Here is a 15,343-nt window from a genome sequence, read left to right as displayed (position 1 = left end):
CAAGCCTTTTTTAGGGAGATCGGGATGCGGGGGCAGGCCCGATCCGAGGTGTCGTTTTTACCCGTGCGTCAGTGGGACATGGCCAGGGCGTAGGGATCGGCGCCAGCGCCGGAGACCTTTTCGGCCAGAGAGGCGGGGCCGGTGAACCGGCCGAGGTCCTTGATGCAGGTCAGCTTGTCCTTCATATTCATCTTGGCCAGCTTCCAGGACATTTTCACGCGGGAGATGAAGAACAGCGGGTTGCTCTTGCTGCCGGACGGGGCGCGGTCCGCGTTGGTCACGCCGGTGAAGGACTCGGACTTGGCCCAGTCAAAGCCGATGAACACGCCTTCGCAGGTGTCCTTTTTCTTGTTCACGCGCATGGCGATGAGCGTCGGGGCCACACCGTCCCGGGCTCGCTTTTCGGCGGCCCCGGCCGTTTGCACGGAATACGCCCCGTGCTTGCCTATGGTCGCGCCGTAGGCGGATTGCAGGGCGTCCATGGCACAGATGGGCGGCGCGCCCACAAAGACGTAGGCGTCGCCCGGTCCCAGCGGCAGGTTTTCATCGAGATACGCCTTGGCCATGAACCCGGCGTTCAGGCCGGGGCAGAAGTGGTCGTGCAGCTCGGCGCCCTTGAGCATGGGCCATGGGGCGTCCTCTGCCCAGGACAGGGAGATGGAGGCCACGGAGAACAGACGGCTGCCGACCAGCCCCTTGCGCGCGGCGTCCCAGCCCTCGGGCCGGAACAGGGAAGCCGGGGCCAGGTCGATGGTCTGGCTCTCGAATCCGCCAGGGGAGAGCTTGATGAACACGGCCGCCTGGTTGTCTTTGCGGAAGACCGAGAACCAGAGCGGTTCCGTGCACGGCGTGTTGACCAGAAGAAGGGTTCGGGTGCCCGGCGTCCTGCCCGTGGCCCGGGCGACCACGTCCAGGTAGGCCTCGGTGGATGCCGCGTCGGCCTGGCCGTAGCCCGCATTGGTCAGGACCATGAAGCCCGGCGTGTCCGGGCTCACGGCCAGGGTTTTCATGGCTGTCTTCAGGGCCATGTCGGCAGCGTTCATGCGCGGCGTCATTTTCGGGCCGAATCCGGCGGCAAAACCGGTGGAAGCCGTCAGGAGGAACAGGAGGAGGACCGTTTGAGCGAGAAGAGTGTTCTTTTTCATACTGCATTACACCATAATGTTTAAGTGTTGGTATGTCGTTCCTGTATAATTTTATGAAATTCGTAGCAATAAAAAGCCGGAGAAAGTACAAGCGCTCCGGTTGAAGGTGTCCGGTTTTACCGGACATTTTAAGAGTGGGCCGGATGGACGGTGCCGGAGGGGGATCGCCAAGTTCTCCGGCAGGAGGCTGCGTCTCAAGGCGGGGCGGTGCGCAGGGCATGAAAAAGCCCGGAAGGAAGACCTTCCGGGCCGAAATCGCGATGTGCGCGGGTGCTGGATTATCCGATCAGTTCGCGGACCACCTTGAGGGCGGCCTCGTAATCGGGCTCCTCGGTGATTTCCTTCAGGTACTGGACGTAGGCGATCTTGCCGTCCTTGCCCACCACGAAGACCGCACGGGTCAGCAGGCGCAGTTCCTTGATCAGGGCGCCCCAGTTCTCGCCGAAGGAGGCCTGGGCGTGGTCGGACAGGGTCTGCACGGCTTCGATTCCGGCCGCGCCGCACCAGCGGGCCTGGGCAAAGGGGAGGTCCATGCTGACGGTCAGGATTTTCACGTCGTCGCCCAGCGCCGTTGCCTCGGTGTTGAAGCGGCGCGTCTCCATGTCGCACACGGGGGTGTCCAGGGAGGGCACCGAGGCGATGACCAGCACCTTGCCGGAATAGTCGGCCAGGGTGGCGGGGGCCAGGTCGTTGGTGGTCACGGTGAAGTCGGGAGCGGCGTCGCCGACTTTGATCTCAGGGCCGATAAGGGTCAGCGGATTTCCTTGAAACGTGATGATTCCGGTTCTTTCACCCATGATATGCTCCTTTCACGAAAGTGGGTTGGTCATTCTCATTCAAATAAGTATCCACAATGGCGTGTAAAGGCGCAACCAATAATTATTCTCGTTCTTTTCGGCTGGCTTGCGCGGCCGGGGGGATGGAGGCCGGGACGCGTTGCCCTTGCCAGTCATTGAGAAGGTCCACGGTTCAGCCGCATTCAATGGGCAATATCTATGCTGCCATTCCCAAACCGGCACATAATGTAAGGGAGCCCGACAAAGTGTCGGGCAAGATGACATTTTTCACACATTCAAGGCGTCAAAACCCGTGTTCTACATGTCTGGCATGTTTTGTGCTTAATTCCGATAAAACAAAACGGGGAATTCAACGTGGGAGACACCATGAGACGCTTTATTGCATTTATACTGTTCGCTATCTGCCTGCTCCAGGCACCGTACGCTCTGGCGTATTCGGTGTCTTTCGCGGACAATGTGAACTACTGGGAAGGCTACGGGAACGACAACCGGGATTGGGTTGACGGTCGTTGGACCCAGCAGAACAACCGGGATGTCATCGGGGCACCGGATCTGGTCGGCGGGAATTTCATCTTCGACGGCCACACTCTTTCCGGGATTCAATTGAACTACACGAGCACCGGCCGGCATCTCGTGCCCGGCGACTGGTTTTTCGACACCAACCAGGACGGGTCTTGGGACTATGTCCTGCACCATACGCTGCGGGTTTACCGGGATGGGTCCATCTCCAGGGAAGAGTTCGGTTATGGCTTGTTTGCCGTGGATCTGTCCTATGAACACGGCAATATGACCGGCTACCAGGAGTCCTTCTGGCCTTGGGGGACCGAGGGCAGGCACGACCACCCGGTCCGGGCCTGGGTCGACCTGGATGAGGTTCTGTCGGGCGTCGGCTACGACGGCTGGGACTACTGGATCGCGGAAAACAGTCTGGGTGAGACCAACTGGTCCGACATCAACCTCGATTTTACGGGTCTCCGGGCGTTCACCTACGGATTCGCCATGACCTGCGGCAACGACGTGCTCTTCGGCGAAGCCCGGGTTCCCGCTCCCGAACCCTCCACCTTCCTGCTGCTCGGTTTCGGCGGTCTGGGCCTGCTGCTCTATGGCCGCAAGAGGAAGCGTTCCCTCTGATCCATGTTATTATCGTAATGGATGGCCGGGCAGTCTGCGGACTGCCCGGCCTTTTTCGGTGGGCCGCGCCTCCGTCCATAGGGGGCGGGCCGTCCGTGTCGCCATTCGGGCCGATCCGGAAAGTCTTGAAAAATCGGAAAAGGGGGGTATGCTCAAATCGAGTGTTGGCGCGGTTTTTATTCACGCGGCCGGTCTTTGTCCGGAAAAAACGGAATCGGGAGTTTCTCCTATGGACAGAAAAAACGCGCCTATGTATAGAATCGCTAACTTTTGTCCATCGTCCGTTGACAGGCCGCAGGCTATTGAACAAGGAACCGTGGAGTGGAACCGTTCGTGGGAAAGATACTGCTGATAGACGACGACCCGTTTCAGTGCGCCGCCGTCGAGTCCATCATCAAGAAGATGGGCTACGACTGCCATTGCGTGTACTCCGGGATAGAAGGGCTGACGCTTCTCAAGAGCAGCCACTTCGACATCATCTTCCTTGATCTCAACCTGCACGAGGGCAACGGGCTGACCCATATCCCCCGTCTGACCCAACTCGACCCGGATGTGGATATCGTCATGCTCACCGGCGAGTCGGATACCGACTCCATCTCTCAGGCCTTTGCCGCCGGGGTCAAGGACTACCTGGTCAAACCGATCAAAGAGGACCGCTTCCGCCAGGTCATCCAGAACCTGTTGCAGCAGAAGACTGTCCAGAAAGAGCAGACCGACACCCTGGACCGCGACGAGATCATCGGCGACAGTACCGCCCTGAACCAGTGCCTCGAACGGCTGGCCATCTCCGCCAAGGGCAACGGCAACGTGCTCATCACCGGCGAGACCGGAACCGGCAAGGAACTCTTTGCCCGGGCGCTGCACAACAACAGCGACCGCAAGGACAAGCGGTACATCGTGGTGGACTGCACCAACCTCCCGTCGACCCTGGCAGAGAGCCTGTTGTTCGGCCATTCCAAGGGGTCCTTCACCGGGGCGGACCAGGACCGCAAGGGGTTGTTCCATCTGGCCCACGGCGGCACTCTGTTCCTGGACGAAATCGGCGACCTCGACCTGGGCATCCAGAAGTCTCTGCTCCGCGTCCTCCAGGAAAAGACCTTCCGTCCGCTCAGCTCCAGCAAGGAAGTCTACAGCGATTTCAGGCTGGTGGCCGCCACCAACCGGAACCTTGAAGAGATGGTCGCCAGGGGCGAATTCCGCAGCGATCTCTACTACCGGCTGCAGAGCTTTATCATTGAGTTGCCGCCCCTGCGCGAACGCAACGGCGACATCGAACTGCTGACCCGCCACTACCTGCCCACACTCTGCAAGGAGAACGGCATGGAGGAAAAGGAGGTCGATCAGCAGTTCATCGAGACCCTGCGGCTCTATGACTGGCCCGGCAACGTGCGCGAGCTGGTCAACGTCCTGCATGTCTCGCTACAGAAGGCGCGCTTCTCCAAGTACCTGAATATTTACCATCTTCCCCAGCAGCTGCGCATGCGTCGCGTGTTCCAGGACATGGGTGAAAACGACCAGCCGCAGCCGGGTGTCAATTCCATGCCGAGCCTGTTTTCCCTGCCCACGACGGCGGAGGAGTTCCCGATCATGAAGGCTGCCCGCCAGGAAGCGGTGGAGGCCATGGAGCAGGCCTATCTGCAACGGCTGGTTCAGTTGAGCGACGCCTCCATATCCACGGCCTGCAAGCTCTCCGGCCTTTCCCGCGCCCGCCTGTACGAGCTGTTGAGCAAGCACAACCTGTCCCTCAAGACCAACTGACGAGCCTTGATCGGGGTTTTTCTCGTTGCCGACGTCCCCTCTGGCGCGAAATTTGCATAAAAAAATCACATGTACGACTACAAGACCAATAAGCGGATGCATGTCGCCGTGAAGGATGACGCGGCGCTCACCGAGATCGTCAACCGGCTTGGAGCGCTCGTTGGGAGCGCTGCGGCGGAAGACGGCCCGGATGCGCTCGAAAGGCGAAGCTGCCCGCGCAGGTCCGTCATGATCCCCGGACTTGTCCAGGTGCTGAAGTCCTGCGGGGAGATCATGGTCTTCCCCGTCCAGATTCGGAACATCTCCAGCCAGGGCATGCTCCTTGAATTCAAAGACAAAGGTCACGTGTTCGCCGGTATGCTCAAGCAGATCGAAGGGCTGAGCGTGACCTTCCAGGTGGATGACTCGGTCGCCACCCTGGAGTGCCTTCCCACGCGTATCGTTCTCGACGACCCGGTGGAAGTGGGCGTCGAGGTCTCGGACGAATCCGACGACAAGCCGCGCGTCCAGCGCTTTCTCATGTAGTCCTTCCAGTCCGATCCTCCCCCTGGGACACACGGATGGCCGCGCCCGGCGAGTCAGGGACGTGCCCTCGGGATTCGTCACATTTCCACAATAATTACCGGCTGCTGCAATGCGATGAAAGGCGGGGCCGCAATGTTGCGGGATTCTGCCTCTTTTCCGTCAGCTGTCGGATTGTCAGACACATGGCCGGGGTCTTTCCGGGGCCGGTCCACGCGGCTTTGTTCCGCGTGGGTGACAGGCGTGCTTTTTTTCGTCCGGTTGAGGGGCGGCCCGTTGAGCATAGCTCCACTATATAATTCGACAATCTCGGAGCGATTTCGGACGTGGCCGGGGATGGAACCCACGGCGTCCGTCCGGTCGGGCAGGAGGGGTGGACCGGGCACCGCTTGCGGTATGTTTATTGCAAAAAATTAAAGATTGTTGAGGCATTGGAATGGGGCTCCGGGGGGTCGCCCCGCACACGGCACGATACGTCCTGAGGAAGTTGAAAAGATGTCTGAATCGGTGAAAATATGTTTCGATATGAATCGGGAAAATTTTCAGGTACTTAAGCGCGTCGCCAAAGCAGAAGGGGTGGACTGTTCCCAGTATGTTTCGAGCCTCGTGGAAGGGGCTCTGAAAGATTTCGTCAGCCGGGATTGGTCCGTCAACGGCAAGGAGCGGCGGCGCTATCACCGGGTGGATGTGTCGCTTCCCGCCATATCATGCGTAAAGTTTTCCGACAGGGAGATGCGGAGTTATCCGGTGGTGGTGGACGACATTTCCCAGGGTGGATTGCGGATATCCTTCAAGGACATTCCTCCGGAATTGGGGGATAAGCTCGCAACCTCCTCATTTTTCGAGGTGTTCTTCACCTTGCCTCATCTCTCGCAGACGGTCTCGTTCTACTGCAGGCGGCTGCGCCACAAGGTTGACCGCGATGTGACCATGGTCGGGGTGTTCGAGGGAAGCAACCCGGAAACTGTCTCCACGGTGGACGCCATGATGGAGTACTATACCGCCTAGACAACGCGCATTTGTTGTTGCCGGGCTCGCTTGTCCCGCCGATAAGCCGACGGCCCGCTCCCATTCGTTAAGAAATCCGACAGACAGGTGCCGGTCCGCTGCCGGCATGGACGCCGCAGTGGGCGTTGCGTTTTGCACGCGGGCCGCGTTCTAGCCTTCGGCGTCCCGGTAGCCCCGGGGATTCTTAGACTGCCAGTTCCAGGTGTCGCGGACCATGTCCTCGATGGTGTGGGTCGCCTCCCAGCCGAGTTCGCGCCTGGCCTTGTCCGTGGAGGCGTAGTTGGCGGCCACGTCGCCGGGGCGGCGGGCGGTGATCTCGTAGGGGATGGTGACGTTGTTGATCCGCTCGAAGGCGTGGACCAGTTCGAGTACGCTGCACCCCTTGCCCGTGCCCAGGTTGTGGATCGTGTAGCCGGGTTCCTCCTCGAGCTTGCGCAGGGCGGCCACGTGGCCCCGGGCCAGGTCCACCACGTGGATGAAGTCGCGCACGCCCGTGCCGTCCGGGGTGTCGTAGTCGTCGCCGTAGATGCTCAGCTTCTCGAGCCTTCCGACGGCCACCTGGGCGATGTACGGCATGAGGTTGTTGGGGATGTCGGCGGGATCTTCGCCGATGAGTCCCGAGGGATGCGCGCCCACCGGGTTGAAATAGCGCAGGATCGACATGTTCCAGTCCGGCTCGGCCGTGTGCAGGTCCTTGAGGATTTCTTCTATGTACAGCTTGGTGCGGCCGTAGGGGTTGTAGGCGCTGGTCGGGGTCTCCTCGGTCAGGGGGAGTTGGTCGGACAGGCCGTAGACCGTGGCCGAGGAGCTGAAGACGATGTTCCTGGCCTTGCCCGCGCCCATGCCCTTGCACAGGTTGATCAGGCTGAGCAGGTTGTTCTCGTAATACATGAGCGGTTTCTGCACCGATTCGCCCACGGCCTTGTGCCCGGCAAAGTGGATGGCCGCGTCGATGGTCTCCTCGCGGAACAGGGCCCGGACCTCGCCCAGGTTGCAGAAATCCATGCGGTGCACCGGAATGGCGACGCCCGTGATCCGTTCCACCCGCTCCATAGCCACGGGCGAGCTGTTGTTGAAGTTGTCCGCGCAGATCACGTCGTATCCGGCGGCGATGAGCTCGATGCAGGTGTGGGTGCCGATGTATCCGGCACCTCCGGAGACCAATACCTTCTGTATTTTCATGCGAAATCCTTGTCTGCCTGGTTCGCCCTTTGGACGTTGGAATTTAAGCGGTTACAGGTTCGACGAATACGGCCCGTTTGTCCAGTCAAAATGGCGGCCGCGACGCGGTCCGGCCCGAACGGCTCGCCTGAGGATCATGCCCGCCCGGACTTGATGCTGGACAACCAGGGCATTCTGGCATAAGCCCGGAAAGCGCGCCGTACAGGCCTTTTGGCGCGGCGTCATCCGCGTGATCGGAAACCGGCTGCCGAACTCTCCCTGGCCGGTTCCAGAGTGTTTCACCCCTATTTTCGGAGAAGAAAATGCCCCTGCAGAGTCTCAATCCGTTGACCGGAAAGGTCACGAAGCAGTTTGACGAATTCACCCCCGAGCAGACCGCCGAAGCCGTTCGCGCGACCGCCCAGGGGTATGCGGCCTGGAAAACCACCGATTTCGCCCACCGGGCGGAGTGCCTGCGCAGCCTGGCCCAAGTGCTCAAGACGCGGGCCGACGAGTTCGCCGCGATCATGGCCGAGGAGATGGGCAAGCCCGTGACCTTTGGCCGGGCCGAAGTGCTCAAGTGCGCGGGCGTGTGTGAATTCTACGCCCAAAACGGCCAGGCCATGCTGACCTCGGAGCCGGTGGCCGGTTGCGGGCAGGAGGCCTACGTGGACTTCGCCCCCATGGGCACCGTGCTCGCGGTCATGCCGTGGAACTTCCCCTTCTGGCAGGTCCTGCGCGTGGCCGCGCCCACGCTCATGGCGGGCAACACCGTGGTCCTGAAGCACGCCTCCAACGTGCCCCAGTGCGCCCTGGCCATCGAGTCCGCCTTCCGCGAGTCCGCGTTCCCGGACAACGTCTTCCGCACCCTGCTCATCGGCGCGCGCCAGGTGGAGTCCGTGCTCGACGCCGACTCGGTCATCGGCGTGAGCCTGACCGGCAGCGAGGGGGCCGGGAGCAAGGTTGCGGCCGCCGCCGGTGCGCGCCTCAAGAAGTGCGTCATGGAGCTGGGCGGCAGCGACCCGTTCGTGGTCCTGGCCGACGCGGACATCGACAAGGCGGCCAAGGTCGGAGCCATGTCCCGCTGCGCCAACGCGGGCCAGACCTGCATCGCGGCCAAACGGTTCATCGTGATGGACGAGGTCTACGACGCGTTCCTGGCCGCTCTGGGCCGGGAGATGGACGCCCTCAAGATGGGCAACCCCATGGACGAGGACACCGTGGTCGGCCCCATGTCCTCCGCCGGACTGCGCGCCGAGCTGCATCGCCAGGTGGAGCGCTGCACGGCCGAGGGCGGCAGGATCGTCAAGGGTTGTGTCCTGCCCGAGGGCGAGGGGGCCTTCTATCCCCTGAGCATCATCGCGGACGCGCCCTTTGACGCCGAGGTCTGCCGCGAGGAATTCTTCGGCCCCGTGGCCTTGGTCTTCAGGGCCGAGAACGAGGAGCAGGCCGTGGCCATGGCCAACGACACCCCGTTTGGCCTGGGCGGCTCGGTCTGGACCGGGGACGGCGCGCACGGCCTTGAGCTCGCCCGGCGCATCGAAGCGGGCGAAGTGGTGGTCAACGGCCTGGTCCGCAGCGACCCGCTCATGCCCTTCGGCGGCATTCGCCGCTCCGGCTTCGGCCGTGAACTGTCCTCCTTCGGCATCCGCGAATTCGTCAACATCAAGTCGGTCATCCGCGACTAGTCTTCACGCCCCGATCAAACGGAAAGGCCCGGCCAGTATCCACTGGCCGGGCCTTTATTCATGCGTTTCCGATCGGCGCGGTTAGGCGTTCTGTTTGTTGATGACAAAGCCCTGGTCGGCCAGGCCGGTGGAGGATGGGGTGCCTGCGATGCGGGACAGGAAGGTGTTGCCCAGCTTGTCGATATGCCCCTTGATGGCGTCGAAGTAGTTGAAGTGGGCCTGTTCCTCGTCGATGATGGTCTCGAACAGCTTCTCGCTGATGGAATCGCCGTTTTCGCGACAGACCAGCAGGAACTGGTTGTAGGCGTCGATGGTGTCGTCCTCCTCGGTGGAGTCGTATGTGTAGATGACCTCGATTTTCTGGCCCCGTTCCACCTTCTTGGACTTCTTGTCCGTGGGCTCGCCGCCCAGTTCCTTGATGCGCTCGGCGAACTGCTCGGCGTGGCGCATCTCGTCGATGGCGATGAGCTTCATGTTGGAGGCCAGCTCGCCGTAGTCCATGTCGTCCAGGTTGTAGTGCTGGTTCATGTACAGGTGGATGGCCTGCAATTCCATGGACCGGGCCTGGTTCAACACCTCGACGACTTTCTCACGACGTTCTTCCTTGGTAGCCATGGTTTCTCTCCTTTGCATCGCGGTTGCGGACCGCCTGCGGGCGGGCCGTTGCGACGTGGTTGTTGCGTTGGTTCAGATGTCCATACACGCGGTATGGACAGATTGTGTGAATGGTAACTAGCCGCAGAGTGTGCGTCAAGACGGTACCGTGACAATCGTGCCTCCCTCCGTGGGGTTCTCCCGCTTGTTCCCGGCCTCGGCGGATGGTATTGAACGGACACGCGGCCGTCGGCGCGGCCCGCACACAACTTCAAGCCCGGAGAGGACATGGACAGGATCAAGAATATCGCGGTGGTCGCCCACGACAACTGCAAGGATGAGCTGCTCGATTTCATCAATTGCAACCGCGAGGCCCTGGCCCGGCACAGCCTGGTCGCCACCGGGACCACCGGGCGGCTGGTGGAGGAACTCCTGGCCGAGGGAGAGGGCGCGGGCCGCGAGCACAAGCGCGTGCTGCGGCTCAAGTCCGGCCCCCTGGGCGGCGATCAGCAGCTCGGGGCCATGATTAGCGAGGGCGAGGTGGACGTCCTGTTCTTCTTCTGGGATCCCATGGAGCCCCAGCCCCACGACGTGGACGTCAAGGCCCTGCTGCGTCTGGCCGTGCTCTACAACATCCCCACGGCCTCCAACCGCTCCTCGGCCGAGTTCCTGATCTCGTCCGCCTTCTTCGATCACGAGTTCTGCATCAAGCCGGGACGGTATTTCGATTACGCCGACCGCAAGCTGAAGTAGGACAAGACGCCGCCCGGGCAGCCGGGGCGAGGAAATGCAAAAGGGCTCCCGAGATCATCTCGGGAGCCCTTGCGTATTGCAGGTCGAGCCGTTGCGGTCCTAGAGGAAGGCGTACACGGCGAACAGTCCGGTCAGAGACATGGTGATGGTGTACGGCAGGGCCAGCATGACCATCCTTCCGTAGGAGAGGCGGATGACCGGTGCCAGCGCGCTGGTCAGCAGGAACAGGAAGGCCGCCTGGCCGTTGGGGGTGGCCACGGACGGGATGTTGGTCCCGGTGTTGATGGCCACGGCCAGCTTGTCGAAGTGCTCCATGGTCTGCTTGACCATGACCGCCGCGTCCTGCGGGAGGGTGGCGAGCACGTCGGCCCGGGCGAGGTGCGGATCCGTCATCTTCTCCATCAGCGCCTGGCCGGTCATGCCGATGTTCGGGATGGCGCCCAGCACGTGGGTGAAGTGCAGCTTGGTCTCGGAGATGTAGACCGTGGCCACGAAGACGTTGTCCGAGATGGAGGAGAGCAGGCCGTTGGCGACGTAGTAGGCCGCCAGCTGGTCCTGGCCCTTCAGGCTCAGCACGAAATCGATGATCGGGGTGAACAGCTCCTGGGAGTGGATGACCGCGACCACCGAGAAGAAGACCACCAGCAGGGCGGTGAAGGGCAGGGCCTCCTCAAAGGCGTGGCCCAGCTGATGCTCTTCGGTGATGCCGGTGAAGGCGGTCAGCAGGATGATGACCGACAGGCCGATGAGGCCGACGGCGGCCAGGTGGAAGGCCAGGGCCAGGACCAGCCACAGGCCGGTGCAGGCCTGCAGGACCAGCTTGATCTTGCCTTTCTGGCCCTGCTTCTGCTCCATCTGCACGGCGGTTTCCAGCAGGTAGGAGCGGATGTTGCCGGGCATCTGGAAGCCGTAGCCGAAGAGGTGGAACTGTTCCACGGCCAGGCAGGTCAGCAGGCCGACGACCAGGACCGGCATGGTCACGGGCATGGCGTGCAGGAAGAACGGGATGAAGTGCCAGCCCATTTCGCCGCCCACCAGCAGGTTCTGCGGCTCGCCGACCAGGGTGCAGACGCCGCCCAGCGCGGTGCCGACCGCGCCGTGCATCATCAGATTGCGCAGAAAGCCGCGGAACTCGAGCAGTTCGGCGCGGGTGGTCTCCTTGACGCTGTCGTCGTTGACCAGGTCATGGCTGTCGGCCGCGCCCTTGCCGGACGCGAAGCGGTGGTAGACGTTGTAGAAACCGAAGGCCACGGCCATGATGACGGCGGTCACGGTCAGGGCGTCCAGGAAGGCGGACAGGACCGCGCCGGCCAGGCAGAAGAGCAGGGCGATGACTTTCTTGGAGCGCACCCGCACCAGGATGCGGGTGAAGGTGAACTGCAGAAAGTCTTTCATGAAGTAGATGCCCGCGACCATGAAGATCAGCAGCAGGATGACTTCGAAGTTCTTCAGGGCCTCGTGGTACACGGTCTCGGGAGAGGTCATGCCCATGATCACGGCTTCCATGGCCAGCAGGCCGCCCGCGGGCAGCGGGTAACACTTCAGCGCCATGGCCAGGGTGAAGATGAACTCGGCGATGAGCGCCCATCCGGCGACGAAGGTGCCGACCGTGAGGATGAGTATGGGGTTGAGCACGAGAAAGGCGATGATGGTCAGTTTGTACCATGCGGGAGCGTTCCCGAGGAACGTTTCGACAAAAGTTTTCGACAACGGTGTCTTCATTCGTTTCTCTCCTTCAATACGGCGAAAACGCCCCGAGCGGCCATGCGGACGAACGATAGTTCGACCTGGCCGAGGCGTAATGTCGATGAAAAAAACCTGTATGGGCTATGGGTTATAGGAGTCTGTTCCTCAATATGCCAAAAAAAGGGCGCCGGTAACGACTACCGGCGCCCCGTCGGCGATTAGTAGAATAGCATCAAGGCGGATATCATGACAACCATGTAGAGCACGGTCATCCCGGCCCCGCTCTTGACGTAATCGATGGTGCGGTACCCTCCCGGACGCATGATCAGCGCGTTGACCTGGTGGGTGGGCAAAACGAAGGTGTTGGACGCGGCCACGGCCACGGTCAGGGCCGCCACCCTGGGGTCCACGCCCGCGTTGAGCGCCATGTTCATGGACAGCGGGACCAGGAGCACGGTGGCGCCCACGTTGGAGGCCACCAGGGTGAAGAAGGAGGTCAGGATGCCGATGACCGTGAGCAGGACCAGGGCCGAGGGCGTGCCCAGGGCGGCCATGATAGTGTCCGCGATGAACTTGGCCGCGCCGGTGTTCTCGAACGCCATGCCCAGCGGGATGAGGCCGCCGAGCAGGAACACGGTCATCCAGTCCACGGACTGGTAGGCCTCGTCGATGGTCAGGACCTTGGTCAGGACCATGCCCAGCGCGCCGGTCAGCAGCGCGATGGACAGCTGCACGTGGAAACCGAGGATCATGACCAGGGACACGGCCAGCCACATGAGCGCGATCTTGGCCTTGTCCGTGCGCAGCAGCTCGCCCTTGACCGTCTCGGTGAAGACCAGGTCGGGCAGCCCCTTGAGCATGTGGAACATCTCCCAGCGGCCGTGCAGGAGCAGGGCGTCGCCGGATTCGATGATGATGTCCGACAACCCGCTGACGAAGATCTTGTCGCCCCGGAAGATGGCCAGGGGCGAGACCTGGAACCGTTCGCGGATGCGCAGTTCGGCGATGGACTTGCCCATGAACTCGGAGCGGGGCGTGACGATGCCCTCCATGATGCCCGCGTTGTTCGGGGACAGTTCCTCGGCAAAGGTGGTCAGCTCGGGGCGCAGCTCCCAGCCCATGTCCTCGGCCATGTGCTCCACGAATTCCTGCGGGCCCACGACCACGATCTCGTCGCCCGGCCGGATGATCTCGTCCGGCAGGGGGGCGAAGATGTGCTGCTTGCCGTTCTCCCGGCAGATGGCCACCAGGGTGCAGAAGTAGATGGGCCGCAGGTCCAGGGACTTGAGCGAGGAGTCGTTGGTCCAGCCCTCGGGCACGGCCAGCTCGAACAGGGAGCCGACGTTGTTGTACGTGCCGGTCAGGATCGAGGACATGGGGCCGGAGCTCTCGTCCTCTTCCCGGGCGGGCAGGATGAACCGTCCGAACAGGATGAAGTAGATCAGCGCGGCGGCGATGAGCAGCAGGCCCACGGGGGTCACGCTGAACAGGCCGAAGGCGTCGTACTTCTTGCCGCCCACGATCATCAGGTCGTTGAGCAGGATGAGCGGGCTGGAGCCGACCAGGGTCAGGCAGCCGCCGATGATGGCGCAGAAGCCCATGGGCATGAGCAGGCGGCCGACGGGCACGCCGGTCTGGTTGCCGATGCGCTTGGCCGCGGGCAGGAACAGGGCCGCGGCCCCGATGTTCTGCATAAAGCCGGATATGATGGCCACCGTGCCCGCGATGAGCGTCATGATCCGCGATTCGCTCTTTCCGGCGAAGCGCAGGATGACTCGGGCCATGGAGTTCATCACGCCGGTCTTGTCCAGCCCGGCGCCGATGATGATGACGGCGATGATGGAGACGACGGCGTTGCTGCTCAGTCCGCTGATGGCCTGTTTCGGTGTGACCAGGCCCAGCAGGGGCAGAAGCACCATCATGATGATGCCGACCACGTCCACCCGGACCCATTCGAAGATGAAGAGGAGTACGGCGAATACGAGAACGGCCAGAACCGTTATGATCTCAGGGGTCATTGTGCGTCCTTGGGAAACGTGAGTTTTCTACGTTGCAGGCTTATTTGGCCCGCAACGTAGCTCGGGTGTACACGGGGATGCTTCTCCTGTTCTTGCTGACGGCTGCGGAGTCGTCCATGACGTAACGGAAGCTCGGGTCCTTCTCGTGCATGCGGGCGACGATGGCGTTCTCGTCCCCCTGCTGTATCTCGTGGCTGAAAGCCAGGCCGGCGTTGGCCGCCTTGGCGTTGAAGTATTCGATATTGCGCTGGGCCTGGTTGCGGAACCCGTCGAAGTCCCTGCCGGACTCGTCGATGTTCAGGGCCACCAGGGAACTGCGGGTCTTGCAGGCCATGTCCACCGCATAGTCCGCGATGCCCCGGGAAAACTCCTGGCCCTTGCAGACGATGAGAATCTTACACTGCTGCTTTTCCCCGCAGACGCAGTCGGCGGCTGCCGAAGCGGTCGCCGCTGCTGCGGCGGGAGCGGGGGTAACGGGTTTGCGACGGTTGCCGGAGATGCGCTTGAAAAAAGTCTTCATCAAAGATCCTCCCGATTTCTCCAGTAGATGATTTTCATGGCAGACCACCCACGTGCCCACACTGCACGTGTTGCAGTTCGCCGCGACCTGGGCCGCGTAATGCCTGTCCACCACTCTCTTTACCGAATTGAAGAGGGCCATCTTTCAACTCCTTGCTGCAGGTTTGGAGGTTGTTTTCGCCCCTGTATGCTTGCTTGTGAATCAAAACACATGCCAAGAATGCTCATGTATTTAACTTATTGAAAATTAAGGATTAATCAAAAAATAAACCTTGTAGTGGCACTCAGTGTGATGCGGATTGCAACGGTGAAGCGAGTTGTTGGAAGTGGAATATGGCTCTATGGCGCAATCCGGCGATTTTTTACCATGATGCAGTTTGCAACGGTGCCGTGGCCCGGCAGCCGATATGCTGAGCGGGCTAATGAAAAGGAAGTAAAACTGTGGGTATCGGTTTTTGCCAGGGTGTCGTACGGAGCTTATGAAAGACTGGTATGACGGATGGTTAAGTTGTGTTTTTAAAGAAAATCGAGTCCGGGAGAAAGACGAGGCAGGCCTATTCGAG

General features: G+C 61.5%; 13 protein-coding genes. 6 read left to right on the top strand and 7 right to left on the bottom strand.

What is annotated here, in order from left to right; translation table 11 throughout:
* Positions 1-68: 68 nt before the first annotated feature.
* Together ACR42D_RS13750 and tpx are read right to left on the bottom strand one after the other, a co-directional pair.
* Positions 69-1,145: an FmdE family protein gene (locus ACR42D_RS13750; RefSeq protein ID WP_484567358.1), complete on the bottom strand. Its 1,077-nt coding sequence runs from the start codon at positions 1,143-1,145 to the stop codon at positions 69-71.
* Positions 1,146-1,423: 278 nt separating this feature from the next.
* The gene (gene tpx / locus ACR42D_RS13745; RefSeq protein ID WP_484567357.1) at positions 1,424-1,942 is read right to left on the bottom strand and encodes a thiol peroxidase; all 519 of its coding nucleotides are present in this window, start codon (positions 1,940-1,942) and stop codon (positions 1,424-1,426) included.
* Between the two features lie 366 nt (positions 1,943-2,308).
* On the opposite strand from tpx, the gene ACR42D_RS13740 reads away from it, so the two are divergent.
* From ACR42D_RS13740 to ACR42D_RS13725, 4 genes are all read left to right on the top strand, one after another.
* Positions 2,309-3,073 (top strand): PEP-CTERM sorting domain-containing protein, encoded by a 765-nt coding sequence (locus ACR42D_RS13740; protein ID WP_484567356.1) that lies wholly within the window; start codon positions 2,309-2,311, stop codon positions 3,071-3,073.
* A gap of 333 nt (positions 3,074-3,406) precedes the next feature.
* Positions 3,407-4,831 (top strand): sigma-54-dependent transcriptional regulator, encoded by a 1,425-nt coding sequence (locus ACR42D_RS13735; RefSeq protein WP_484567355.1) that lies wholly within the window; start codon positions 3,407-3,409, stop codon positions 4,829-4,831.
* Between the two features lie 228 nt (positions 4,832-5,059).
* Positions 5,060-5,356, top strand: a complete 297-nt coding sequence (locus ACR42D_RS13730; RefSeq protein WP_484567354.1) for a hypothetical protein — start codon at positions 5,060-5,062, stop codon at positions 5,354-5,356.
* A gap of 492 nt (positions 5,357-5,848) precedes the next feature.
* Entirely contained in the window at positions 5,849-6,361 is a 513-nt protein-coding gene (locus tag ACR42D_RS13725) for a PilZ domain-containing protein (protein ID WP_484567353.1), read from the top strand.
* A 150-nt stretch (positions 6,362-6,511) separates the two neighbouring features.
* On the opposite strand, the gene galE is transcribed toward ACR42D_RS13725, so the two are convergent.
* Entirely contained in the window at positions 6,512-7,543 is a 1,032-nt protein-coding gene (gene galE / locus ACR42D_RS13720) for a UDP-glucose 4-epimerase GalE (RefSeq protein ID WP_484567352.1), read from the bottom strand.
* Between the two features lie 302 nt (positions 7,544-7,845).
* Between galE and ACR42D_RS13715 the strand changes: the two genes are divergently transcribed.
* The gene (locus tag ACR42D_RS13715) at positions 7,846-9,210 is read left to right on the top strand and encodes an NAD-dependent succinate-semialdehyde dehydrogenase (protein ID WP_484567351.1); all 1,365 of its coding nucleotides are present in this window, start codon (positions 7,846-7,848) and stop codon (positions 9,208-9,210) included.
* Positions 9,211-9,291: 81 nt separating this feature from the next.
* Here ACR42D_RS13715 and ACR42D_RS13710 read toward each other — a convergent pair whose 3' ends face one another.
* Entirely contained in the window at positions 9,292-9,825 is a 534-nt protein-coding gene (locus ACR42D_RS13710) for a ferritin-like domain-containing protein (RefSeq protein ID WP_484567350.1), read from the bottom strand.
* A gap of 267 nt (positions 9,826-10,092) precedes the next feature.
* Here ACR42D_RS13710 and ACR42D_RS13705 point away from each other — a divergent pair, with 267 nt between their 5' ends.
* Positions 10,093-10,557, top strand: coding sequence for a methylglyoxal synthase (locus tag ACR42D_RS13705; RefSeq protein ID WP_484567349.1), 465 nt, complete (start codon positions 10,093-10,095; stop codon positions 10,555-10,557).
* A gap of 99 nt (positions 10,558-10,656) precedes the next feature.
* Here the strand turns inward: ACR42D_RS13705 and nhaB are convergent, their stop codons facing one another.
* The 3 genes from nhaB to ACR42D_RS13690 form a co-directional block, all read right to left on the bottom strand.
* Entirely contained in the window at positions 10,657-12,279 is a 1,623-nt protein-coding gene (nhaB, locus tag ACR42D_RS13700; RefSeq protein WP_484567348.1) for a sodium/proton antiporter NhaB, read from the bottom strand.
* Positions 12,280-12,461: 182 nt separating this feature from the next.
* Positions 12,462-14,261 carry an SLC13 family permease gene (locus ACR42D_RS13695; protein ID WP_484567347.1) on the bottom strand — a complete coding sequence of 600 codons (1,800 nt, stop codon included), beginning with the start codon at positions 14,259-14,261 and terminating at the stop codon, positions 12,462-12,464.
* A gap of 40 nt (positions 14,262-14,301) precedes the next feature.
* Positions 14,302-14,781: a universal stress protein gene (locus ACR42D_RS13690; RefSeq protein ID WP_484567346.1), complete on the bottom strand. Its 480-nt coding sequence runs from the start codon at positions 14,779-14,781 to the stop codon at positions 14,302-14,304.
* Between the last annotated feature and the right edge of the window lie 562 nt (positions 14,782-15,343).

Source organism: Pseudodesulfovibrio sp. lm2024 (assembly GCF_051175575.1).
Lineage (GTDB): Bacteria > Desulfobacterota > Desulfovibrionia > Desulfovibrionales > Desulfovibrionaceae > Pseudodesulfovibrio > Pseudodesulfovibrio caledoniensis.
Note: the sequence above shows the minus strand (reverse complement) of the source record. Positions and strands in the feature narration are given on the sequence as shown.

Coding starts and splice junctions, on each gene's coding strand:
- ACR42D_RS13750 (WP_484567358.1), bottom strand. CDS start 1,145: ATGAAAAAGAACACTCTTCTCGCTCAAACGGTCCTCCTCCTGTTCCTC.
- tpx (WP_484567357.1), bottom strand. CDS start 1,942: ATGGGTGAAAGAACCGGAATCATCACGTTTCAAGGAAATCCGCTGACC.
- ACR42D_RS13740 (WP_484567356.1), top strand. CDS start 2,309: ATGAGACGCTTTATTGCATTTATACTGTTCGCTATCTGCCTGCTCCAG.
- ACR42D_RS13730 (WP_484567354.1), top strand. CDS start 5,060: ATGATCCCCGGACTTGTCCAGGTGCTGAAGTCCTGCGGGGAGATCATG.
- ACR42D_RS13725 (WP_484567353.1), top strand. CDS start 5,849: ATGTCTGAATCGGTGAAAATATGTTTCGATATGAATCGGGAAAATTTT.
- galE (WP_484567352.1), bottom strand. CDS start 7,543: ATGAAAATACAGAAGGTATTGGTCTCCGGAGGTGCCGGATACATCGGC.
- ACR42D_RS13715 (WP_484567351.1), top strand. CDS start 7,846: ATGCCCCTGCAGAGTCTCAATCCGTTGACCGGAAAGGTCACGAAGCAG.
- ACR42D_RS13710 (WP_484567350.1), bottom strand. CDS start 9,825: ATGGCTACCAAGGAAGAACGTCGTGAGAAAGTCGTCGAGGTGTTGAAC.
- ACR42D_RS13705 (WP_484567349.1), top strand. CDS start 10,093: ATGGACAGGATCAAGAATATCGCGGTGGTCGCCCACGACAACTGCAAG.
- nhaB (WP_484567348.1), bottom strand. CDS start 12,279: ATGAAGACACCGTTGTCGAAAACTTTTGTCGAAACGTTCCTCGGGAAC.
- ACR42D_RS13695 (WP_484567347.1), bottom strand. CDS start 14,261: ATGACCCCTGAGATCATAACGGTTCTGGCCGTTCTCGTATTCGCCGTA.
- ACR42D_RS13690 (WP_484567346.1), bottom strand. CDS start 14,781: ATGAAGACTTTTTTCAAGCGCATCTCCGGCAACCGTCGCAAACCCGTT.